This window comes from Frankiales bacterium (genome assembly GCA_016125335.1).
Taxonomy (GTDB): Bacteria; Actinomycetota; Actinomycetes; order S36-B12; family CAIYMF01; genus Longivirga.
Genome location: WGLY01000002.1, coordinates 80,718 through 102,607 on the forward strand (window position 1 = coordinate 80,718; position 21,890 = coordinate 102,607).

Here is a 21,890-nt window from a genome sequence, read left to right on the forward strand (position 1 = left end):
GCGCGTCAGGAGGCCGGGGCCTCGTAGTCCTCGCCGTAGGCGCCCTTGGCGGGCCGGCTGCGCCGCGGCGGGAGCACGGTGCCGTCCGCGAGCCGGCGGGTGGAGACGAGGAAGCCGGTGTGGCCGTTCATCCGGTGGTCCGGGCGCACGGCCAGCCCCTCGAGGTGCCAGGTGCGCAGCAGGGTCTCCTGCGCGTGCGGCTCGGTCCACCTGCCGTCGGTGCGCAGCGCCTCGACCGTGCGCGACATCTGCGTGGTGGTAGCGACGTAGACCACCAGCACCCCGCCGGGCACCAGCGACTCGGCCACCACGTCGATGCAGTCCCACGGCGCGAGCATGTCGAGCACCGCGCGGTCGAACTCGAGGTCGTGCCCCTCCCTGCGCCGGGCCCGCAGCGTGGGCGTCAGGTCGCCGACCGTCAGCGTGTGGGCCGGGTGGGGGGCGCCGAAGAACAGCTCGATGTTCGAGGCCGCGACCTCGGCGAAGTCGGCGCGCCGCTCGTAGGACGAGACCCGGCCCGTGTCGCCGACCGCGCGCAGCAGGGAGCAGGTGAGCGCGCCGGACCCGACCCCGGCCTCGAGCACGCGGGCGCCGGGGTAGACGTCGGCGAGGCCCACGATCGCGGCGGCGTCCTTCGGGTACACGATCGTCGCGCCGCGCGGCATGGCCAGCACGAAGTCCGACAGCAGCGGGCGCAGCGCCAGGTAGGGCACCCCCTGCGTGGACGTGACGACGATCCCCTCGGGCCGGCCGATGAGGGCGTCGTGCTCGATGGCGCCCTTGGAGGTGTGGAACGACCGGCCCCGGCCCAGCGTGATCGTGTGCATCCGACGCTTGGGGTCCGTGAGCTGCACGCGGTCGCCCTCGCGCAGCTCGCCCCGGCGCATGTCGGCACCCGTGGGTGCGGGAGGCGTCGTCATGGCGGCCAAGGATAGGCGGGTGGCGACGCCGGCTACCGGTGGCCGGCGAGCACCCGCTCGACGTCGGCCCGCGCCAGCGTGCCGTACCACCCGCCCTGCGGGTCGATGACGAGGTACTGCGGGGCCTCGATCGCGAGCATTGCGTTGATGAGGTCCTCGCCGCGCAGGTCGCCGACGAGGACCGCACGGGCGTCGAGGTTGACGCACACCGACGACAGCGGGACCCAGGGCCGGCGCTCGGCCGGCACCGCCGCGAGCGCGGACTCCTGCGAGACGCCGCGCGGGCGGCCCTCGGAGTCGATCGCGACCATCGAGCGGGCCCCGGCCTCCTCGCGCAGGCGCAGCGCCTCCGACAGCGGGGTGTCGTGCGCCATGGCCACGGCGGGCACCGCGAGCTCGCGCGCGGACAGCGTGGGGACCCGGCCCGCGATCCGGGCCTGGGCGAGCACCTGCGAGGCGCCCGAGTACAGGTAGCTGGAGATGAGCAGCCCGATGAGGATCGACCCGAGGTCCGGCGCACCGCCGCGCCGCCAGACCAGGTACTGCGGGACGAGGAACACCAGGACGGCGACCACGCGGCCGGCCCACGCGGCCACCACGGTGGAGCGGCGCTCGTCTCGGGTGACGCCCCACAGGACGGCCTTGAGCACCGCTCCCCCGTCGAGCGGCAGCCCCGGCAGCGCGTTGTAGATGCCGAGGATGACGTTGGAGAAGCCCAGCGCGTGCAGCACGACGTACACCCGCAGGTCGCCGTAGTACGTCGCGGACGCCGCCGCGTTGCAGGCGACCCCGATGAGCACCGAGCTGATCGGCCCCGACGCCGCGATCAGCGCCTCGCGGCCCGGGGAGGGCTCGCGACGCTCGTAGGAGGTGTAGCCGCCCAGGGCCCAGAGCGTGATGCTGCGCACCGGGAAGCCGGCCAGCCGTGCCGCCCAGGCGTGGGCGAGCTCGTGGCCGAGGATGCAGGCGTAGAAGAGCACGGCGAACACCAGCGCGAGCACCAGGGCCTGAGTGGGCTGGCTCGGGTCGATCTGGAAGGAGTCGAGCCACAGGAACGCGATGATGCCGATGCCGACGAGCGTGCTCCACGGCATGAGCACCGGCACGCTCCCGAGCCGGAAGCCCAGCGTGCCGCCCCGGGTGCCCGCGGGCCCCTCGGGCTCGACGGCGCTCTCGCTGCTCATCGCCTCACCCTAAGCGCACCGCCCGCCGCGACGGCGGGGCGAGGGCCCGTGTCACCGGTGCGCCGTAAGGTGCCCGCATGGCCGAGCCCGCCGTCGAGCACCCGCTGGCCGCCGCGGCACCGGTCGCGCCGGACCCGGACGCCACCGCGTCGACGCAGACCCCGCCGACCGGTCCCCCGTCGGGGTCCGCAACCGCGGCGGTGGACCCCGCCGAGGCATGGGAGACCGGACCGGCCCTGGTCGCCAGCCTCTCGCCCTCGAGGGCGGGCGACTTCATGACCTGCCCGCTGCTCTACCGCTTCCGCACGGTCGACCGCATCCCCGAGCGGCCCAGCCCGGTCGCGGTGCGGGGCACGGTGGTCCACCAGGTCCTCGAGGACCTGTTCGACCTGCCGCCCGGCCGGCGCACGCTCGAGCAGGCCGTGGAGCTGCTCCCCCACGCGTGGGACACCGTGCAGGAGTCGGAGCCGGGGCTGGCCGAGCAGCTGTTCGAGTCGGCCGACGAGGCCGCCGCATGGCTCGCGACGGCGCAGCCGCTGCTCGAGGCCTACTTCCGCCTCGAGGACCCGACCACCCTCGACCCCGCCGAGCGCGAGCTGCGGGTGGAGACGACCCTCGACGACGGTCTCGTCCTGCGCGGCTACGTCGACCGGCTCGACCGCAACGCCGCCGGCGAGACCCGCGTCGTCGACTACAAGACCGGCAAGGCCCCCGGCGAGGGGTACGAGCAGAAGGCGCTGTTCCAGATGCGCTTCTACGCGCTCGTGCTCTGGCGGGCCACCGGGGTGGTGCCGCGGCTGCTCCAGCTGCTCTACCTCGGCAGCGAGCACGTGCTGCGCTACGCGCCGGACGAGGCCGACCTCGTCGCCACCGAGCGCAAGGTGCGCGCGCTGTGGGCGGCGATCCTGCGTGCCCACGAGACCGGCGACTGGCGTCCCTCCCCGTCCCGGCTCTGCGACTGGTGCGACCACCAGGTGCGCTGCCCGGCGTTCGGCGGCACCCCGCCGCCGCTGCCGGGCCCGGTGCCCGTGCGGCTCGCCCCGCCGGCGGCCCTCCCGCAGGAGCAGCCCGTCGCGGCCGACGACGTCTCCTGACCCGTCCTGCCGGCTCCCCTAGCCCTGGGGACGGGACAGGCGCCGCCACGGCGCGTCGGGTTAGCGTGACCCCCGTGACCTCCGCCGCCCGAGCCGTCGCGCTCACCAAGGTCTACGGCTCCGGCGACACGCGGGTCACCGCGCTCGACGCGGTCGACGTCGAGATCGAGACCGGCCGGTTCACCGCCATCATGGGCCCCTCGGGCTCGGGCAAGAGCACGCTGATGCACTGCCTCGCCGGGCTGGACTCCATCAGCGAGGGCGAGGTCTTCATCGGCGACGTGGAGCTGTCCGCCCTCTCCGACCGGGCCCTCACCCGGCTGCGGCGCGACTCCGTCGGCTTCGTGTTCCAGGCGTTCAACCTGGTCCCCACGCTCACGGCGCTGGAGAACATCACGCTGCCCCTCGACATCGCCGGGCGCCGCCCGGACCAGGCCTGGCTCGACACCGTGATCGACACGGTGGGCCTGCGCGACCGCCTCCGCCACCGGCCCAGCGAGCTCTCCGGCGGTCAGCAGCAGCGCGTCGCCTGCGCCCGGGCGCTGGCCAGCCGGCCCACGATCGTGTTCGCCGACGAGCCCACGGGCAACCTCGACTCGCGCTCCGGTGCCGAGGTGCTCGGCTTCCTGCGCCGCAGCGTCGACGAGTTCGGCCAGACGATCGTCATGGTCACGCACGACCCGGGGGCGGCGTCCTACGCCGACCGCGTGCTCTTCCTCGCCGACGGCCGCATCGTCGACGAGATGACCGACCCCTCCGCCGACCGGGTCCTCGAGCGCATGAAGGCGTTCGAGGCCAGCCGGGGCTGAGCGGTGCTCCGCGCGTCCCTGCGCTCCCTGCTGCAGCACAAGCTGCGGCTCGCGCTCACCCTCGTCGCTGTGGTGGTCGGCGTCGCCTTCGTCGCCGGCACCTACATCTTCACCGACTCGCTCAAGCGGTCCTTCGACGCGCTGTTCCAGGCGCCGCAGCCCGACGTCCAGGTGCGGGTCGAGACCGCGCTCGGCGGCCAGGGCGGCGAGGGCGGCGGCGGGCCGGCCACCAACGACCAGGTGCCCACCCTGCCGGGCTCGCTCGTCGCCACCGTCTCGGCCGTCGACGGCGTGGCCGCCGCCTACGGCACGGTCGGCGGCGACGCCGTGCTGGTGATCGGCAAGGACGGCACCGTCGTCGGCCGCGAGGGCACGCCCGCCCGGGGCGGCACGTTCGTCCCGGACCCGGCGATCAGCCCGATCTCGATCACCACCGGCCGCGCCCCGCGCGGGGGCTCCGAGGTCGCGCTGCTCGAGGCCACCGCGCAGGCGGCCGGCGTCGGCGTGGGCGACCAGGTGCGCATCGAGGGCCCGGCGTCCGGCGGCACGTTCACCGTCGTGGGCCTGCTCACCCGCGGCATCTCGGGCAGCGACGGCGGCACCTACGCGTCCTTCGACCTGCCGACGGCGCAGAAGGTGCTGCTCGGACCGGGCCAGGACCGCGTCACCGGCATCTCGGTGCGCGCCGCGCCCGGCGTCTCCCAGGACGTGCTGGCGCAGCGGGTGCAGGCCGTCCTGCCGCCGCAGGCGAGCACCCAGACCGGCGCCCAGCGCCAGGCCGACATCGCCGACCGGCTGGCCACGGCGTTCCAGTTCATCAACGTCTTCCTGCTCACGTTCGCCTTCATCGCGCTGTTCGTCGCGGTCTTCCTCATCTTCAACACGTTCTCGATGCTCGTGGCCCAGCGCACGCGCGAGCTCGCGCTGCTGCGGGCCGTGGGCGCCAGCCGGGGCCAGGTACGCCGCTCGGTCCTGGCAGAAGCGGTCGTGCTCGGGCTGCTCGCCGCCGCCCTCGGCGTCGTGGGCGGCATCGGCGTCTCGCAGGGGCTGCGGCTGCTGCTCAAGGGGTTCGGCGCCGACCTGCCCTCGGGCCCGCTGGTGATCGAGGCGCGCACGGTCGTCGTGTCGCTCGTGGTGGGCGTGCTCGTCACCCTGGTGTCCGCCTACGTGCCGGCCCGGCGCGCCGCCGTGGTGCCCCCGGTCGCCGCCATGCGCGACGAGGTCACCCTGCCCCAGCGGTCCCTGGTGACGCGCAGCGTCATCGGCGCGGTGCTGCTCGTGCTGGCGGTGCTCCTGGCGCAGCGGGCGCTGGCCACGCCCGACGACGCCACACGAGCCGCCCAGCTGGCCGGGCTGTCGGCGCTCAGCGCGCTCGTCGCCGTGATCGCGGTCGCCCCGATCGTCGGCCGGGGCGCGCTGCTCGTCATGGGCTGGCCCTTCTCCCGGCTGGTGGTGGGCCGGCTCGCGCGCGAGAACGGCCGGCGCAACCCGCGTCGGACGGCCGCCACGTCCAGCGCCCTGGCCATCGGCCTGGCGCTCATGACCGCCATCGGCGTCATCGCGTCCTCGACCAAGGCCTCGGTGGCCGACGTCATCGACACCACGATCGGCGCCGACTACATCGTGTTCGGCGCCAAGTTCCAGCCCTTCTCCCCCGAGGTCTACCAGGCGGTGAAGGACACCCCGGGCACGTCGGCCGTCACCTTCGTGCGCCAGGTGCCGATCCAGGTCAAGGACGACAAGTCCCTGCTCACCGGCGTGCAGACCGACCAGTTCGGCACCGTGGTCGACCTCACGATGGTCAGCGGCTCGATCTCGGACCTCGCGCTCGGCCAGGTCGCCGTCGACGACAAGACCGCGGCCTCGCTCGGGCTCGCCGTGGGCGACCGCGTGCCGGCCACCTTCGTCAACGGCTCCTCCACCGTCGAGCTCGCGGCGGTCTACACCCAGGCCGGGCCCTACACGGGCTGGATCACGAGCATCCCGACGCTGATGTCCATCGGCGCCCGCGAGCTCGACTCCGCGGTCTACGTGAAGGTGGCGCCCGGCGGCGACCCGGCGGCGGTGCGCGCCTCGCTCGACGCCGAGCTGGCCGGCAACCCCACAGTGACCGTGCAGGACCAGACCAGCCTCAAGGACCAGATCAACAGCCAGTTCGACCAGGTCTTCGGGTTCATCTACGCCCTGCTCGCGCTCGCGGTGATCGTGGCCTTCCTCGGGATCGTCAACACGCTCGCCCTGTCGGTGCACGAGCGCCGCCGGGAGGTGGGCCTGCTGCGCGCCGTGGGCACGAGCCGCCCGCAGGTGCGCCGGATGGTCGTGCTCGAGGCCGTGCTCATCGCGGTGCTCGGGGCCGTCATCGGCATCGGGCTCGGGCTGGCCTACGGCGCCCTGCTCCAGAAGGTGCTGGAGCCGCAGGGCATCACCCGCCTCGCGGTGCCGGGTGGCCAGATCGTGCAGTTCCTGGTGCTGGCCGTCGTCGGCGGCGTCCTGGCCTCCCTGTGGCCGGCGTTCACCGCCGCCCGCCTCAACGTCATCCGCGCCGTCGCCTCGGAGTGACCCGGGGCGGCGCCGCCGCGTGAGACGGTGTCGGCGTCGTCCCGCCGCCACGCCAGGGAGGTCCCCGTGTTCGACGTCGAGGTCCGCAACGTCCACGGCTCCGTCACCGCCGTGGGATCGGCCGGACCCTTCACCGTCGTGGTCGACCGGCCGGAGGCGGCCGGCGGCGGCGGGCACGGCTTCAACGGCGGCGAGCTGCTGCACCTGGCGGTGGCCGGGTGCGTCTCGAACGACCTGTTCCGCGAGGCGGCCGCACGCGGTATCGCGCTGACCCGCGTGGTGGTCACCGCGCACGGCGCGTTCGCCGGCGACCCCGCGGTGTCCACCGGCATCGGGTACGAGGTCGAGGTGGGCGGCCCCGCCCCGCGGGCGGACCTCGAGGAGCTGGTGCGCCACGTCGACCGGATCGCCGAGATCCCCGAGTCGCTGCGCCGCGGCACCGAGGTCCGCCTCGAGTCCGTGCGCGTGCTCGAGGACTGACGTCGCGTCGCTGCCGCCTCCCCTGACCCGCGCCCCGCGGTCGTCGAGGGTCTCCGCGCGGGTGCCGCTCAGCGCGCCGCGGCCCGCGGCGCCCACTCGTGCGACCACGCGCCGAGCAGCTCCGGGGTGAGGTCCTCCAGCGAGCCCACCACGCGCAGGCCCGCCTGCGGCTCGATCGGCACGAGCGAGGGGACGCCCACGACGAGGGCGCCCGACGCCATCCCGGCGGTGACGCCCGTGTGCGAGTCCTCGAGCACGACGCAGTGCGCCGGCTCCACGCCGAGCCGCTCGGCCGCGAGCAGGTAGGGGTCGGGGAACGGCTTGGTGCGCGGCAGCTCGCCGCTGGCCACCGTCGTCGCGAACACCCCGTGCCCGACCTCGTGCAGCACCGCGTCGCACACGGCGTCCACCAGGTTGCGCCACGAGGCGGACACCAGGGCGCAGGGCACCCCCGCCTGCTCGAGGGCCAGCAGCAGCCGCCGGGCGCCGGGCCGCCAGTGCACCGGCTCGGTGCGCATGAGCCGCTCCATCGAGGCGACGAGCATCGCGAGCACCTCGGCGTGGGTGTGCGGCTCGCCCGCGTGCTCGACCATGTAGTCGACGGCCTTCTCCACCGGGCCGCCCACGAGCGCGGCCTGGTGCTCGGGACCCCAGTCGACCTCGAATGCCTCCATGATCCGCGTCTCCGCGGCGTACCAGATGTGCTCGGTCTCGACGAGCAGGCCGTCCATGTCGAACAGCACGGCGGCGGGCAGCAGCGGCCCGGCGCCCGGCACGGGCCCGGTCATGTCGCGTTGAAGTACTTCGCCTCGGGGTGGTGCACGATCAGGGCCGAGGTGGACTGCTCGGGGTGCAGCTGGAACTCCTCGGACAGCTGGACGCCGATGCGCCCCGGCTCCAGCAGCTCGACCAGCGCCGCCTGCTGCTCGACGTCGGGGCAGGCCGGGTAGCCGAAGGAGTACCGGGAGCCGCGGTAGCCCTGCTTCGCGATGAGGGTGTCCATGTCGGAGTCGTCGTCGCCGCCGAAGCCGAGCTCGTCGCGCACGCGTGCGTGCCACATCTCGGCGAGCGCCTCGGTGAGCTGCACCGACAGTCCGTGCAGCTCGAGGTAGTCGCGGTAGGCGTTCTCGGCGAACAGCTTGCCGGTGGCCTCGGCCACGCGGTTGCCCATCGTCACGACGTGGAAGGCGATGACGTCGGTCTCACCCGACTCGCGTGGACGGAAGAAGTCGGCCAGGCACAGGTGCCGGTCGCGCCGCTGGCGGGGGAAGGTGAGCCGGAGCCGCTCCTGGCCGGCCAGCTCGCCCTCGTGGTGCGCGATGACGAGGTCGTCGCCCTCCGACCAGCACGGGAAGTAGCCGTAGGCGACCGCGGCCTCGAGCAGGCCGTCGGTGTGGATGCGGTCGAGCCACATGCGCAGCCGCGGCCGGCCCTCGGTCTCGACCAGCTCCTCGTAGGTGGCCCCGGACTCACCCCGGCCGGGCTTGAGCCCCCACTGGCCGAGGAACGTGGCGCGCTCGTCGAGGTAGCCCACGTAGTCCGCCAGCTGGAGACCGCGCACCACGCGCGACCCCCAGAACGGCGGCGTGGGGACCGGGTTGTCGACGGCGACGTCCGAGCGGGCCGGCAGGTCGCCGACGGCCACCTCGTCGGGACGCACGGTCGCGGACGTCACGCGCCGGCCGCGCAGCTCCGGCAGGGCCGCCCCCGGCACGCCGCGCTTGACGCCCATGACGGCGTCCATGAGGCGCAGCCCCTCGAACGCGTCGCGCGCGTAGCGCACCTCGCCCTGGTAGATCTCCGCGAGGTCCTGCTCCACGTAGGCCCGGGTGAGCGCGGCCCCGCCCAGCAGCACCGGGTACTTCTGCGCCACGCCGCGCAGGTTGAGCTCCTCGAGGTTCTCGCGCATCACCAGCGTGCTCTTCACGAGCAGGCCGCTCATGCCGATGACGTCGGCGCCGTTCTGCTCGGCCTGCTCGATGATCTCGCTCACCGGCACCTTGATGCCGATGTTGACGACGTCGTAGCCGTTGTTGCTCAGGATGATGTCGACGAGGTTCTTGCCGATGTCGTGGACGTCGCCCTTGACCGTGGCGAGCACGATCGTGCCCTTGCCCTCGTCGCCGCTGCGCTCCATGTGGGGCTCGAGGTGCGCGACGGCCGTCTTCATGACCTCGGCGCTTTGCAGCACGAACGGCAGCTGCATCTCGCCGCGGCCGAACAGGTCGCCGACCGTCTTCATGCCCTCGAGGAGGATGTCGTTGACGATCTCGAGGGCGGAGTGGTCGACGAGGGCCAGGTCGAGGTCGTCCTCCAGGCCGCGCCGCTCGCCGTCGACGATGCGGCGCTGCAGGCGCTCCTCGAGCGGGAGCGAGAGCAGCTCGTCGGCGCGGGCCCTGGCCAGCTCCGCGGCGTCGACGCCCTCGAAGAGCTCCAGGAACCGCGACAGCGGGTCGTGCACGAGGACGCCGGCCTCGTCGTAGCGACGGCGGTCGTGCACGAGGTCGAGCGCGGCCTCGCGCTGCTCGTCGGGGATGCGCGAGACGGGCACGATCTTGGAGGCGTGGACGATCGCGGAGTCCAGGCCCGCCTGCACGCACTCGTGGAGGAAGACCGAGTTGAGCACCACCCGGGCCGCGGGGTTGAGCCCGAAGGAGACGTTGGAGACGCCGAGCGTGGTCTGCACCTGCGGGTGCAGCCGCTTGAGCTCGCGGATCGCCTCGATGGTCTCGAGCCCGTCGCGGCGCGTCTCCTCCTGACCGGTCGCGATCGGGAAGGTGAGGCAGTCGACCAGGATGTCCTCGGGGCGCATGCCCCACGTGCCGACGAGGTCGCGCACCAGGCGGTCGGCCACGCGCACCTTCCACTCGGCCGTGCGCGCCTGGCCCTCCTCGTCGATGGTCAGCGCGACCACCGCCGCGCCGTGCTCGACGACGATCGGCATCATCTGCCGGATCCGCGAGCCGGGGCCGTCCCCGTCCTCGTAGTTCACGGAGTTGACCACCGCGCGGCCGCCGAGCAGCTCGAGCGCGGCCTCCACCACGGGCGGCTCGGTGGAGTCGATCACGAGCGGGATCGTGGAGGCGGTGGCGAGCCGGCCGACCACCTCGCGGACGTCGGCCACGCCGTCGCGCCCGACGTAGTCGACGCAGACGTCGAGCAGGTGCGCGCCGTCGCGGATCTGGTCCTTCGCGATGCGGACGCAGTCGTCCCACCGCTGCTCCAGCATCGCCTCGCGGAACGCCTTGGAGCCGTTGGCGTTGGTGCGCTCGCCGATCGAGAGGTAGGCGGTGTCCTGACGGAAGGGCACGTGCTGGTAGATGCTCGACGCGCCGGCCTCGCGCCGGGCCTGGCGGTCGGCGACCTCGCGGCCCTGCACCCGCTCGACCACGAGCCGCAGGTGCTCGGGGGTGGTGCCGCAGCAGCCTCCGACCAGGCCGAGCCCGTACTCGCGGGTGAAGGCGTCGTGCGCCTGCGCGAGCTGCTCCGGCGTGAGCGGGTAGTGCGCGCCGTCGCCCTGGAGCACCGGTAGGCCGGCGTTGGGCATGCACGACAGCCCCACCTGCGCGTGGCGCGCGAGGTGGCGCAGGTGCTCGCTCATCTCCGCCGGGCCGGTCGCGCAGTTGAGGCCGATCATGTCGACGCCGAGCGGCTCGAGCGCCGTGAGCGCGGCGCCGATCTCGGACCCCACGAGCATCGTGCCGGTGGTCTCCACCGTGACCGAGACGATGAGGGGCAGGTCGGCCCCGGCAGCCGCCAGGGCACGACGCGCGCCGACGACGGCCGACTTGGCCTGGAGCAGGTCCTGGGCCGTCTCGACGATGATCGCGTCGGCCCCGCCGGCGATCAGGCCGCGGGCCTGCGCCTGGTAGGCGTCGCGCAGCTGGGCGTAGGGAGCGTGCCCGAACGTCGGCAGCTTGGTGCCCGGGCCCACCGAGCCCAGCACCCAGCGCGGCCGGCCGGGCGCGGAGTACGAGTCGGCCACCTCGCGAGCGTGACGGGCGCCGGCCTCGGCCAGCTCCTCGATCCGCCCGGCGATCCCGTACTCGCCGAGGTTGGCCAGGTTGGCCCCGAAGGTGTTGGTCTCGACGGCGTCGACCCCGACGGCGAAGTAGGCGTCGTGCCCCGCGCGCACGACGTCGGGCCGGGTGACGTTGAGGATCTCGTTGCAGCCCTCGTAGCCCTCGAAGTCGTCCAGGCTGAGGTCGTGGGCCTGGAGCATCGTGCCCATGGCGCCGTCGGCCACCACCACGCGGGAGGCCAGGGCGGCGCGCAGCGCGGCGGCGCGGGCGGGGTCGTGCGAGGAGGCGGCCATAGGGGCATCAGCCTATCGGCCGCACCGGGCCGGACCGTCCGCGCGGCACTGGCGCAGCGGCCCGCCCGCTGGCGTAGGTTGGGCGGAGGCCCGGGCCCGCCGGAGGCGGCCGGGCGCCGGCTTCGGTGCGGAGGGTGACCGGTGATCGAGTACGAGGGCCTGCCCGGCGCGCTCCCCGACCTCGTCGACCCCGTCATGCTCTGCGCCTTCGAGGGTTGGAACGACGCCGGCGACGCCGCCAGCGGCGCGGTGCTGCACCTCGAGGACGTCTGGTCGGCTACCCAGATCGCCGAGATGGACCCCGAGGACTACTACGACTTCCAGGTGAACCGGCCGGAGGTCGTGATCGAGGACGGCGTCCGCTCGATCACCTGGCCCACCACCCGGTTGTCCGTGGCCCGGATCCCGCTGGCCACCCGCGACGTCGTGCTCGTGCACGGGATCGAGCCGTCGATGCGCTGGCGGTCCTTCACCCAGGAGCTGCTCGGGGCCGCGCGCGACCTCGGCGTCCAGATGGTGGTCACGCTCGGCGCCCTGCTCGCCGACACGCCCCACACGCGGCCCGTGCCGGTCTCCGGCACCTCGAGCGACCGCGACCTCACGCTGCGCCTGGGCTACGAGCCGTCGACGTACGAGGGGCCCACCGGGATCGTGGGCGTGCTCCAGGACGCCTGCCAGGAGGCCGGGATCCCCGCGGTCTCCCTGTGGGCGGCAGTGCCGCATTACGTCGCCCAGCCGCCGTGCCCGAAGGCAACGCTGGCGCTGCTGGCGCGCGTCGAGGACCTGCTCGACGTGCCGGTGCCGCTCGGCGACCTGCCGGAGGAGTCCCGCGCCTGGCAGATCGGCGTCGACGAGCTGGCCGGCGAGGACGACGAGATCGCGCAGTACGTCCGCCAGCTCGAGGAGGCCGTGGACACCGCGGAGCTGCCCGAGGCCTCCGGCGACGCCATCGCCCGCGAGTTCGAGCGCTACCTGCGCCGGCGCGCCTCCGAGCCCCCCAAGGCCTGACCCTCCGTCCCCGGTTCCAGGGCACCCGGGCGCTGCCGGCGGTCACGCCCGAGCACGGCCGGGCCGTGGTGCGGCTACGGTCGCGCCGTGCGCATCGTCGACCTCCCCGACCACCTGCACGCGCAGGCGGTCGGCCTCTGGCACGAGACCGGACTGACCCGTCCCTGGAACGACCCGGACGCCGACCTGCGCCGCGCCCTCGACGGGCCGACGTCGACGGTGCTCGCGGCTCTCGACGCGTCGGGGGGCCTGGTCGGCACCGCGATGGTCGGCCACGACGGGCACCGCGGCTGGGTCTACTACCTCGCCGTGAGCCCGGGACGTCAGCGCGACGGGGTCGGCCGGGAGCTGATGCGCGCGTGCGAGCACTGGGTGCGCGCGCAGGGCGTGCCGAAGATCCAGCTCATGGTGCGCAGCTCGAACGCCGCGGTGGTGGGCTTCTACGAGCGCCTCGGCTACGTCGACCAGGACAGTGTCGTGCTCGGACGGTTCCTCGACGCGTGACCCCGGCGCGAGCGGCGCCCTGCGGACCCCGAGCCGCCGGAGGGCACCGGGCCGTGCGAGTCAGCGGTCGCGCAGGGCGCGGTAGCGCAGCGCGAGGGCGGCGGTGCTGGCGTCGAAGGCGGACAGGTCGGGGAGGTCGTCGGAGGTCAGCGCCGGCAGCAGGCGTCCGGCCATCTCCTTCCCGAGCTCCACGCCCCACTGGTCGAAGGAGTCGACGCCCCACACCACCCCCTGGGTCAGCACGACGTGCTCGTAGAGCGCGACGAGGGAGCCGAGGGCGTACGGCGTGAGGTGCTCGAGCATGAGGGTGGTGGACGGCCGGTTGCCCGGCATCACCTTGTGCGGCACGAGGTGCTCCGGGACGCCGGCGGCGCGGACCTCGTCGGCCGTGCGGCCGAAGGCGAGGACGTGCGCCTGCGCGAGCACGTTGGAGACCAGCTTGTCGTGGTGGTCGCCGACGGCGTTGACCGGCTGCGCGAACAGCAGGAAGTCCGCGGGCACGGGGGTCGTGCCCTGGTGGAGCAGCTGGTAGAAGCTGTGCTGGCCGTTGGTGCCCGGCTCACCCCACCAGATGGCGCCCGTGTCGACGCCGACGGGCTCGCCGCCGAGCGTGACCGACTTGCCGTTGCTCTCCATGGTCAGCTGCTGGAGGTACGCCGGGAACCGCTCGAGGTACTGCTCGTAGGGCAGCACCACGTGCGCCTGCGCCCCCCAGAAGTCGCGGTACCAGACGCCGAGCAGCCCCATGAGGGCCGGCAGGTTGCGGTCGAGGTCGGCACCGGCCAGGTGCTCGTCCATCGCGTGGAACCCGGCCAGCATCTCGTGGAAGGCCTCCGGACCGATCGCCAGCATGAGCGAGAGCCCGATGGCGGAGTCCATCGAGTAGCGGCCGCCCACCCACTCCCAGAAGCCGAACATGTTCGCGGTGTCGATGCCGAACCGCTCGACCTCCGCGGCGTTGGTCGACACCGCCACGAAGTGCTTCGACACGTCGGCGTCCGGGCCCAGTCCGGCCAGCAGCCACGACCGCGCCGTGAGCGCGTTGGTCATGGTCTCCTGGGTGGTGAAGGTCTTGCTCGACACGATGAACAGGGTCTCGGCCGGGTCGAGGTCGCCGGTCGCCTCGACGATGTCCGTACCGTCGACGTTGGAGACGAACCGGAACGCGATGTCGCGGCGCGACCGGTGCCGCAGCGCGCGGTAGGCCATCACGGGCCCGAGGTCCGAGCCGCCGATGCCGATGTTGACCACCGCGCTGATCCGGCGTCCGGTGCTGCCCCGCCAGTCGCCCGAGCGCACCCGCTCGGAGAACGCCGCCATGCGGTCCAGCACCGCGTGCACCTCGGCGACGACGTCGACCCCGTCGACGACGAGGCTCTCACCGCGCGGCATGCGCAGGGCCACGTGGAGCACGGAGCGGTTCTCGGTGGTGTTGATGCGTGCGCCGCTGCGCATCGCGGAGATGCGCTCGGGCAGGCCGCGCTCCTCGGCGAGGCGCACCAGCAGCCGCAGCGTCTCGTCGGTGACGAGGTGCTTCGAGAGGTCGGCGTGCACACCTGCGGCGTCGACGGTCAGGCGCGACGCCCGGCCGACGTCGGTCGCGAACAGCGAGCGGATGGTGCGGTCGCCCCACTGCGCCCGGTGCTCCGCGAGCGCGGCCCAGGCGGCCGACGCGGCCACCGGACCTCGGTCCCACGACGTCCCCGATGCTGCGCCCACGACGTCCTCCTCGCCCCGTGGCCCGAGGACGTCGGATGTCCCCTAACCTCGCAGTACGACCCTAGCGAGGACCGCGAGGGCCACCACCAGCGGCGGCACCGCCGCCCCAGCGACCCGGAGGGCGCGCACCATGGCCACGGACTCCCCGATGCAGCTCGGCATGGTCGGACTCGGACGCATGGGCGCGAACCTCGTGCGCCGGGCGATGCGCGACGGGCACACGTGCGTCGTGTACGACGTCAACCCGGACGCCGTGGCGGCCCTCGTGGCCGAGGGCGCCGTGGGCGCCACGTCGTACGCCGATCTCGCCGCGCGCATGGACGCGCCGCGCAACGTCTGGGTGATGGTGCCGGCCGGCGAGATCACCGAGACCACGGTGGCCGGCGTCGCCGAGGCGCTCGAGCCCGGCGACACCGTGATCGACGGCGGCAACAGCTACTACCGCGACGACATCCGTCGCGCCCAGGAGCTGGGCGGGCGCGGCATCCACTACGTCGACTGCGGGACGTCCGGCGGGGTCTTCGGCCTCGAGCGCGGCTTCTGCCTCATGATCGGCGGCGACGACGTCGCCGTGGAGCGGCTCGCCCCCATCTGGCGGTCCATCGCCCCCGGGGTCGCGGCCGCCGACCGGACGCCCGGGCGCACCGGCGACGTGGCCCCCGAGGAGGAGGGCTGGCTGCACTGCGGCCCCGTGGGCGCGGGCCACTTCGTCAAGATGGTGCACAACGGCATCGAGTACGGCCTCATGGCGGCCTACGCCGAGGGCCTCAACATCCTGCAGAACGCCGACGAGGGGATGCGCGCGCGGGACAAGGACGCCGAGACCGCTCCCCTCGAGCACCCGGAGTTCTACCAGTACCAGATCGACGTGCCGGCGGTGACCGAGGTGTGGCGCCGCGGGTCCGTCGTCGCGTCGTGGCTGCTCGACCTCACGGCCGGGGCGCTGCACGAGTCGCCCGAGCTCGAGGGGTTCTCCGGCCGGGTGTCGGACTCCGGCGAGGGCCGGTGGACCGCGATCGCCGCCGTCGAGGAGGGGATCCCCGCCCCGGTGCTCTCGGCGGCGCTGTTCGCGCGGTTCTCCAGCCGCGGCAACGCCACGTACGGCGACAAGGTGCTCTCCGCGATGCGCCGCCAGTTCGGCGGCCACCACGAGAAGCAGGCCTGACACCCCCAGCCGCTGCGTCGTTACACGCCGAATGACCGGAAACCGTTGCGGTTTCCGGTCATTCGGGCAGTAACGACGGGGTTCTACTGGGAGACGCGGTTGCGGCCGGCCTGCTTGGCCCGGTAGAGGGCGGCGTCGGCGGCGGCCAGGATGCCGCCCGCCTCGCCGGTGCCGTCGTCGGTCACGAGGCCGATGCTGACGGTGGTGTTGGGCAGGCCGCCCGAGTCGTCCTCGCCCACGGCGCCGAGCAGCGCGTGGGCCCGCTTCTCGGCGTTCACCGGCTCGCGCAGCGAGGTGAGGATCACGAGGAACTCGTCGCCGCCCAGGCGCGCCACCACGTCGGTGTCGCGCAGCGCGGCCGTGAGGCGGTGCCCCACCTCCACGAGGAGGCGGTCGCCGGCGGGGTGGCCGTAGGTGTCGTTGACGTCCTTGAAGTGGTCGACGTCGACGTAGAGCACGCCGAGCCACCGCTCGGACTCCCGGGTGCGGCGCAGAGCCCGGTCGAGCGCTCGCAGCGCCGCGTCGCGGTTGAGCAGACCGGTGAGCGCGTCGTGCCCGGCGAGGTAGCGCAGCTCCTCGCGGCTGTCGACCTCGTCCTGGATGTCGCGCAGGGCGGTGAGGCTGCCGACGGTGCGGCCCGCGGGGTCGCGCAGCGGGCGCGACAACGCGCTCATCCAGCGCCAGCCGCCGTCGGCCGTGGCGTAGCGCAGCTCGAGCCTCGGGGCGACACCGGTGCTGTCCTCCGCCAGCGCAGCCAGTCGCAGGTCGTTCGCGCGCTCGCGGTCGTCGGGGTGCAGCAGCGGCGCGAACGACTGGCCGAGCACCTGGGAGGGCTCCCACCCGAGCACCTCGCGCACCGACGGCGACACCCACACCCACCGGCCGGTGACGTCGGCCTGGATGACGACGTCCGCGGAGTTCTCGGCGAGCAGCCGGAACCGCGCCTCGTCCTCGGCGTAGGCGCGGGACACCTGCTGCAGCGCGTGGAGGACGGAGGCGGTGGCCCGGCGGCCCACCTCGGTCGCGGACACGTCGCGCAACGTGGTGGTGGCCCCGGCCACGGCCCCGGCGGCGTCGCGCACCGGGTAGGCGGCGACCTCCACCCACGAGAAGCGCCCGGTCGTCGTGGGTGACGCCGGCTCGACGCCCACCACCTCGCCGACGACGGGGAGGCCGGACTCGAGGGCGCGCACGACCGGGTCCTCGCGACCGGTCAGGACGTGCCCGTCGGTGCCGACGAGGCGCAGCCCGCCACCGGGTGCGCGCTCGAGCAGTGTCTGCGACTCGACGCCGAGCAGCGTCGCCGCGCCGTCGTCGGCGCCCACCACGGCACCCGTGGAGTCCAGGACGACGACGGCGCTGTCGTCGCGCAGGTCGATCACGGCTGCGTCGCGCAGCGTCTCGGTCGCACTCGTCGACCAGCGGACGTCACTCACCACACAGCCCGTTCTCCCACGACCCCGACCCCGACTCCCGACACGCTAGGGGCTCGGCAGGTCCCGGCGCGAGGACTTCGCACGGCGGGTCGTAGGACCCCCGAACCTTGGGGGATGCGACCCACCCCCAGGTGCGGGTCGCGGCGAGGGTCACGTCAGACCCGCACCCCGAGCAGCGCGCGCACCACGTCCGAGACCAGCGCTCCCGCGGACGCGTCCTGCGCCCCCGGCCCTCCGCCGCGCACGCGGGTCTCCTCGGCCCAGCGGTCGACCACCTCGAGGGCGCCCGGGGCGTCGAGGTCATCGGCGAGGTGGCGCCGGACGCCGTCGAGCACGCCCTGCGCCGACGGCGCCAGCGGCGCGCTCACCGCCGCGCGCCAGGCGGCCAGCCGGCGCTGCGCGGCGGCCAGGCCCTCGTCGGTCCAGTCCCAGTCCTCGCGGTAGTGGTGGGCGAGGATCGCCAGCCGGATCGCGGCGGGCTCGACACCGGCGCCGCGCAGCCGCGAGACGAACACGAGGTTGCCGCGCGACTTGCTCATCTTCTCGCCGTCGAGGCGCACCATCCCGGCGTGCGTGTAGTGCCGCGCGTACGGCCACTGACCAGTGGCCACCTGCGCCTCGGCGGCACCCATCTCGTGGTGGGGGAACGCGAGGTCGCTGCCGCCGCCCTGCACGTCCAGCGGCGAGCTGAGGTGGTCCAGCGCGATCGCCGAGCACTCGATGTGCCAGCCCGGCCGGCCGCGCCCGTAAGGGCTGTCCCAGGCCGGCTCGCCCGGGCGCTCCCGCTGCCAGAGCAGGCAGTCCAGCGGGTGCTCCTTGCCGGGCCGGTCGGGGTCGCCGCCGCGCTCGGCGAACACGCGCAGCATCTGCTCGGCGGACAGGTTCGCGATCGAGCCGAACCGCTCGTCGGAGTGCACGCGGAAGTACAGGTCGCCGTCGACGTCGTAGACCGCGCCGGCGGTCTGCAGCTTGCCGATGTAGTCGAGCACCGCGGGGATGGACTCCACCGCACCCACGTAGTGCTGCGGCGGCAGCACCTCGAGGGCCTCCATGTCCTCCCGGAAGAGCTGGGTCTCGCGGTCGGCGAGCTCCATCCAGTCGTCACCGGTCTCCAGCGCGCGCGCCAGCAGGGGGTCGTCGACGTCGGTCACGTTCTGGACGTAGGCGACGTCGTGCCCGGAGTCGAGCCACACGCGCTGGACGAGGTCGAACGCGACGTACGTGGCCGCGTGCCCCATGTGCGTGGCGTCGTAGGGGGTGATGCCGCAGACGTAGATCTGCGCGACCGGCCCGGGCGCCGTCGCGCGGACCTCGCCGGACGCCGTGTCGTGCAGGCGCAGCGGGAGGCCCCGGCCGGGCAGCGACGGGACGTCCGGACGGGGCCACGAGTGCATGCCCGCGATCCTATGCCGGGCCCCGCGTCGCGCCCGGCGAGCCGCACCGGGGGGCTCGGCGCGGCGACGGCGCACGCGGTCAGAAGGCGGGCCAGGGCAGCGACGGCCAGCCGTCGCCCGGGAGCGGGTAGGCCGCCTCGCGCACGCGCCGGGTCACCCGCTGGCGGGTGCGGGTGAGCTCGCGGCGCGTGAGCAGCTCGGCGAGCCGCACGGCGAGGTCGCCGTCGAGCGCGTCCCGCAGGCGCTCCAGGTCGTCGAGCGCCTCGGCGTCCAGGGGCTCGCCCGCCCAGCCCCACAGCACCGTGCGCAGCTTCTCGTCCTCGCTGAACGTCACCCCGTGGTCGACGCCGAAGGTCGCCACCTCGGCGCCCGGCTGCAGCACGCCGCGCAGCACGTGTCCGCCCTTGCGGTCGGCGTTGTTGAGGATGCTGTCGAGCACCGCCATGCGCCGCAGGTCCGGGTCGTCGGCGTGCACGAGGGTGACGGGCTGCCCGGCCGCGCCGTGCGCGTCGAGCACCTCGCGCCAGCCCGCCGGTGTGGCGCCGCGCTCCACGACGTCGACGAGCCCACCGCCCAGCGGGACCTCCTCGCCGTCAGGACCGGACACCCACGCCTGCGCCATCCCGGCGCCGAAGGGGCCGTCGTCGCGCCAGGCGGTCGGCGGCACGAGGTGCCACCCGAGCGCCGCGGAGACCTCGTACGCGGCCACCTCGCGCAGCCCCAGCGTGCGGTCGGGGAAGTCCCACAGCGGCCGCTCCCCCGCGGTGGGCTTGTAGACGCAGCGCACCTCGACGCCGGAGAGCCGCACCGTGCCGAGCAGCGTGGCGTTGCTGGCGTCGACGAGCCGGCCCTCGACGGTGAGGTCGCCGCGCGAGAGCACCTCGAGCAGCTCGTCGGTGGCCAGCACGACGGTCAGCGCCGGTAGCCGTTGGCGCGGGGGCAGACGTGGCCGCTGGGCTCGAGCGGCAGGTTGCAGAACGGGCAGGGCGGGCGCCCCGCCGAGACCACCGCGAGCGCCCGCTTGGCGAAGGCGCGCGCCTGCGCGCCGGACAGCCGCACGCGCAGCACGGGCGGGCCCTCGTCCGGGTCCTCCTCGAGGTCGGGCACGTCGTCCTCGTCCTCGACCACCTCGTGCGCCTCGATGATGACCAGCTCGGTGTCGCCGTTCCAGCCCAGGGCCATCGCCCCGACGCGGAACTCCTCGGACACCGGCATGTCGAGCGGCTCGAGGTCGTCGCTGCCCAGCGGCGCCGTCGCCGGCACCGTGGTGTCGCCGCCCGAGCGGCGCACGACCTCGTCGAGCAGGCCGTCGACCCGCTCGGCGAGCACCTGCACCTGCTGCTTCTCGAGCGCCACGCTCACGACGCGCGCGCCGTCGCGCGCCTGCAGGTAGAACTGCCGCTCGCCCGGCTGACCCACCGTCCCGGCGACGAACCGGTCGGGCTGGTCGAAGAGGAAGACCTGTCGCGCCACCCGGAGACCCTATCCCGGCGGTCAGGACCCGGCGCCCCCACCGACGGCGGCGTCCGACGACGGCCGGCGCGTGCGGCGGCGCGAGGGCCGGGGCACGAGGCCGGACAGGTCGCCGCCGGTGTCGTTGGTGCGCAGCACGAACGGGCGCAGGTCGGTGTAGCGGACGACGCTCACCGAGCACGGGTCCACCGTGATCCGCTGGAACCCGTCGAGGTGCAGGCCCAGGGCGTCGGCGAGCACGGCCTTGATGACGTCGCCGTGGGAGACCACGACGAACGTGGGGTCCGGGGCGCCGGGCTGCGCCAGCCGCGCGCCCCAGTCGCGCACGGCGCCCACGGCGCGTGCGGACATCTGGGCGAGCGACTCCCCCTCGGGCCCCGGGAAGACGGCGGCGCTCGGGTGCGACTGGACCACCTTCCACATCGGGTCCTTGGCCAGCGACTTCAGCGGACGGTTCGTCCAGTCGCCGTAGCGGGCCTCCCCCACCCGCTCGTCGACGTGCAGCGGCGGAGCCTGCTCACGCACGGCGAGGATGGCCTCCGCCGTCTCGCGGGTGCGCTCGAGCGGGCTGGTGACGACGGCCGCGAGCGGCACCGGTGCGAGCCGCTCGGCCACCGCGGCGGCCTGACGGCGTCCCTCGTCGTCGAGGTGCACCCCGGGGGTCCAGCCGGCCAGCACGCCGCTCGCGTTCGCCGCGGTGCGGCCGTGTCGGACCAGGATCACCGTGGGCACAGCGCGACCCTACGGCGTGCCACGCGGCGCGGCACGCCGCGTCACCGCTGGGTGCTGACACGATGGGGCCGTGATCCGCGGTTTCGGGCTCTACAGCGACGGCGAGCCGCGCCACGACCTGGTGACGACGGTCGAGCGCGGCACGCGCCTGAGCCGGGAGAAGGTGCCCGAGCTCCGGCGCGCGTGGGATCAGGCCCGCGACGGCGGTCCGGACAGCTTCGTGTGGCTCGGGCTGCGCGACTGCGCGCTGGCGGAGTTCGAGCGGGCGGCCGGCGTGTTCGGGATCGACGAGCTCCAGGTCGAGGACGCCATGTCCATCGGCCAGCGCGCCCGCGTGGAGGTGCAGGGCGACCACGTGTTCGCGGTGTTCAAGGTGCTCGGCTACGTCGACGCCACCTCCGACGTCGAGACCGGCCAGATCGCCGTCTTCGTCGGCCCCTCCTACGTCCTGTCCGTGCGGCTCGGCCAGCCGGGCGACCTCTCGCGGCTGCGCACGCAGCTCGAGAGCGACGCGGACATGCTGCGCTGCGGACCGATGGCCGTGCTGCACGGGATCCTCGACGTCGTCGTCGACGGCTACCAGGCGGTGGTCGACGAGCTCGCCATCGACATCGAGCAGATCGAGGAGCAGGTGTTCTCGCCCGAGCGCACCGACGACGCGCCGACGATCTACAAGCTCAAGCGGGAGAACCTCGAGGTCCGCCGGGCGCTCGACCCGCTGCGCCCCGTCGCGGACCGGCTCATCGGCCAGCAGCTCGTGGCCATCCCCGACGACCTCGCCCCCTACTACCGCGACCTGGGCGACCACCTGCTGCGGGTGCAGGAGCAGTCCGCCCAGCACGACGCCCTGCTCGGCACCGTGCTCGAGGCCTCGCGGTCGCGGCAGGCCGTCCAGCAGAACGACGACATGCGCAAGATCTCGGCCTGGGTCGCGATCGCCGCCGTCCCCACGATGATCGCCGGCATCGAGGGCATGAACTTCAAGTTCATGCCCGAGCTCGACCAGCCGTGGGGCTACCCGGTCACCCTCGCCCTGATGCTCGTGATCTGCCTGCTGCTCTACCGCGCGTTCAAGCGCAGCGGCTGGCTCTAGGAGCC

The 21,890-nt window shown here is 74.1% G+C and carries 18 protein-coding genes; 8 read left to right on the plus strand and 10 right to left on the minus strand.

Annotated elements, in window-relative coordinates; genetic code table 11:
- Positions 1-5: 5 nt before the first annotated feature.
- On the minus strand, positions 6-920 hold the full coding sequence (locus GC157_01295) for a tRNA (adenine-N1)-methyltransferase (protein ID MBI1376112.1): 915 nt from the start codon (positions 918-920) through the stop codon (positions 6-8).
- A 32-nt stretch (positions 921-952) separates the two neighbouring features.
- Positions 953-2,104 (minus strand): site-2 protease family protein, encoded by a 1,152-nt coding sequence (locus tag GC157_01300; protein ID MBI1376113.1) that lies wholly within the window; start codon positions 2,102-2,104, stop codon positions 953-955.
- Positions 2,105-2,181: 77 nt separating this feature from the next.
- Between GC157_01300 and GC157_01305 the strand changes: the two genes are divergently transcribed.
- From GC157_01305 to GC157_01320, 4 genes are all read left to right on the plus strand, one after another.
- The gene (locus GC157_01305; protein MBI1376114.1) at positions 2,182-3,198 is read left to right on the plus strand and encodes a DUF2800 domain-containing protein; all 1,017 of its coding nucleotides are present in this window, start codon (positions 2,182-2,184) and stop codon (positions 3,196-3,198) included.
- 65 nt (positions 3,199-3,263) lie between these two features.
- Positions 3,264-4,007 (plus strand): ATP-binding cassette domain-containing protein, encoded by a 744-nt coding sequence (locus GC157_01310; protein MBI1376115.1) that lies wholly within the window; start codon positions 3,264-3,266, stop codon positions 4,005-4,007.
- Positions 4,008-4,010: 3 nt separating this feature from the next.
- The gene (locus GC157_01315; GenBank protein MBI1376116.1) at positions 4,011-6,566 is read left to right on the plus strand and encodes an FtsX-like permease family protein; all 2,556 of its coding nucleotides are present in this window, start codon (positions 4,011-4,013) and stop codon (positions 6,564-6,566) included.
- A 66-nt stretch (positions 6,567-6,632) separates the two neighbouring features.
- Positions 6,633-7,046, plus strand: a complete 414-nt coding sequence (locus GC157_01320; GenBank protein MBI1376117.1) for an OsmC family peroxiredoxin — start codon at positions 6,633-6,635, stop codon at positions 7,044-7,046.
- A 68-nt stretch (positions 7,047-7,114) separates the two neighbouring features.
- On the opposite strand, the gene GC157_01325 is transcribed toward GC157_01320, so the two are convergent.
- A complete protein-coding gene (locus tag GC157_01325) occupies positions 7,115-7,834 on the minus strand; it encodes an HAD-IA family hydrolase (GenBank protein MBI1376118.1) in 720 nt (239 codons plus the stop codon).
- Positions 7,831-11,361 carry a methionine synthase gene (gene metH, locus GC157_01330; protein ID MBI1376119.1) on the minus strand — a complete coding sequence of 1,177 codons (3,531 nt, stop codon included), beginning with the start codon at positions 11,359-11,361 and terminating at the stop codon, positions 7,831-7,833. Before metH ends, GC157_01325 begins: the two co-directional genes overlap by 4 nt.
- A gap of 141 nt (positions 11,362-11,502) precedes the next feature.
- Between metH and GC157_01335 the strand changes: the two genes are divergently transcribed.
- Together GC157_01335 and GC157_01340 are read left to right on the plus strand one after the other, a co-directional pair.
- Complete coding sequence (locus GC157_01335; protein ID MBI1376120.1) at positions 11,503-12,369, plus strand: PAC2 family protein; 867 nt, start codon at positions 11,503-11,505, stop codon at positions 12,367-12,369.
- Positions 12,370-12,456: 87 nt separating this feature from the next.
- Positions 12,457-12,873: a GNAT family acetyltransferase gene (locus tag GC157_01340; GenBank protein MBI1376121.1), complete on the plus strand. Its 417-nt coding sequence runs from the start codon at positions 12,457-12,459 to the stop codon at positions 12,871-12,873.
- 60 nt (positions 12,874-12,933) lie between these two features.
- Here GC157_01340 and GC157_01345 read toward each other — a convergent pair whose 3' ends face one another.
- A complete protein-coding gene (locus tag GC157_01345; protein ID MBI1376122.1) occupies positions 12,934-14,553 on the minus strand; it encodes a glucose-6-phosphate isomerase in 1,620 nt (539 codons plus the stop codon).
- Positions 14,554-14,740: 187 nt separating this feature from the next.
- Here GC157_01345 and gnd point away from each other — a divergent pair, with 187 nt between their 5' ends.
- Complete coding sequence (gene gnd, locus GC157_01350) at positions 14,741-15,757, plus strand: decarboxylating 6-phosphogluconate dehydrogenase (GenBank protein ID MBI1376123.1); 1,017 nt, start codon at positions 14,741-14,743, stop codon at positions 15,755-15,757.
- Positions 15,758-15,840: 83 nt separating this feature from the next.
- Here gnd and GC157_01355 read toward each other — a convergent pair whose 3' ends face one another.
- The 5 genes from GC157_01355 to GC157_01375 all read right to left on the minus strand — a co-directional run bounded on the left by GC157_01355 (position 15,841) and on the right by GC157_01375 (position 20,792).
- Positions 15,841-17,196 (minus strand): diguanylate cyclase, encoded by a 1,356-nt coding sequence (locus tag GC157_01355; GenBank protein MBI1376124.1) that lies wholly within the window; start codon positions 17,194-17,196, stop codon positions 15,841-15,843.
- 152 nt (positions 17,197-17,348) lie between these two features.
- Positions 17,349-18,587, minus strand: coding sequence for a cysteine--1-D-myo-inosityl 2-amino-2-deoxy-alpha-D-glucopyranoside ligase (locus tag GC157_01360; protein MBI1376125.1), 1,239 nt, complete (start codon positions 18,585-18,587; stop codon positions 17,349-17,351).
- Positions 18,588-18,666: 79 nt separating this feature from the next.
- Positions 18,667-19,494, minus strand: a complete 828-nt coding sequence (locus tag GC157_01365) for an SCO1664 family protein (protein MBI1376126.1) — start codon at positions 19,492-19,494, stop codon at positions 18,667-18,669.
- Between the two features lie 5 nt (positions 19,495-19,499).
- Entirely contained in the window at positions 19,500-20,060 is a 561-nt protein-coding gene (locus GC157_01370; GenBank protein ID MBI1376127.1) for a DUF3090 family protein, read from the minus strand.
- Positions 20,061-20,081: 21 nt separating this feature from the next.
- Complete coding sequence (locus GC157_01375) at positions 20,082-20,792, minus strand: MSMEG_4193 family putative phosphomutase (protein ID MBI1376128.1); 711 nt, start codon at positions 20,790-20,792, stop codon at positions 20,082-20,084.
- Positions 20,793-20,862: 70 nt separating this feature from the next.
- Between GC157_01375 and GC157_01380 the strand changes: the two genes are divergently transcribed.
- Complete coding sequence (locus tag GC157_01380; GenBank protein ID MBI1376129.1) at positions 20,863-21,885, plus strand: magnesium transporter CorA; 1,023 nt, start codon at positions 20,863-20,865, stop codon at positions 21,883-21,885.
- The last annotated feature ends 5 nt before the right edge of the window (positions 21,886-21,890 follow it).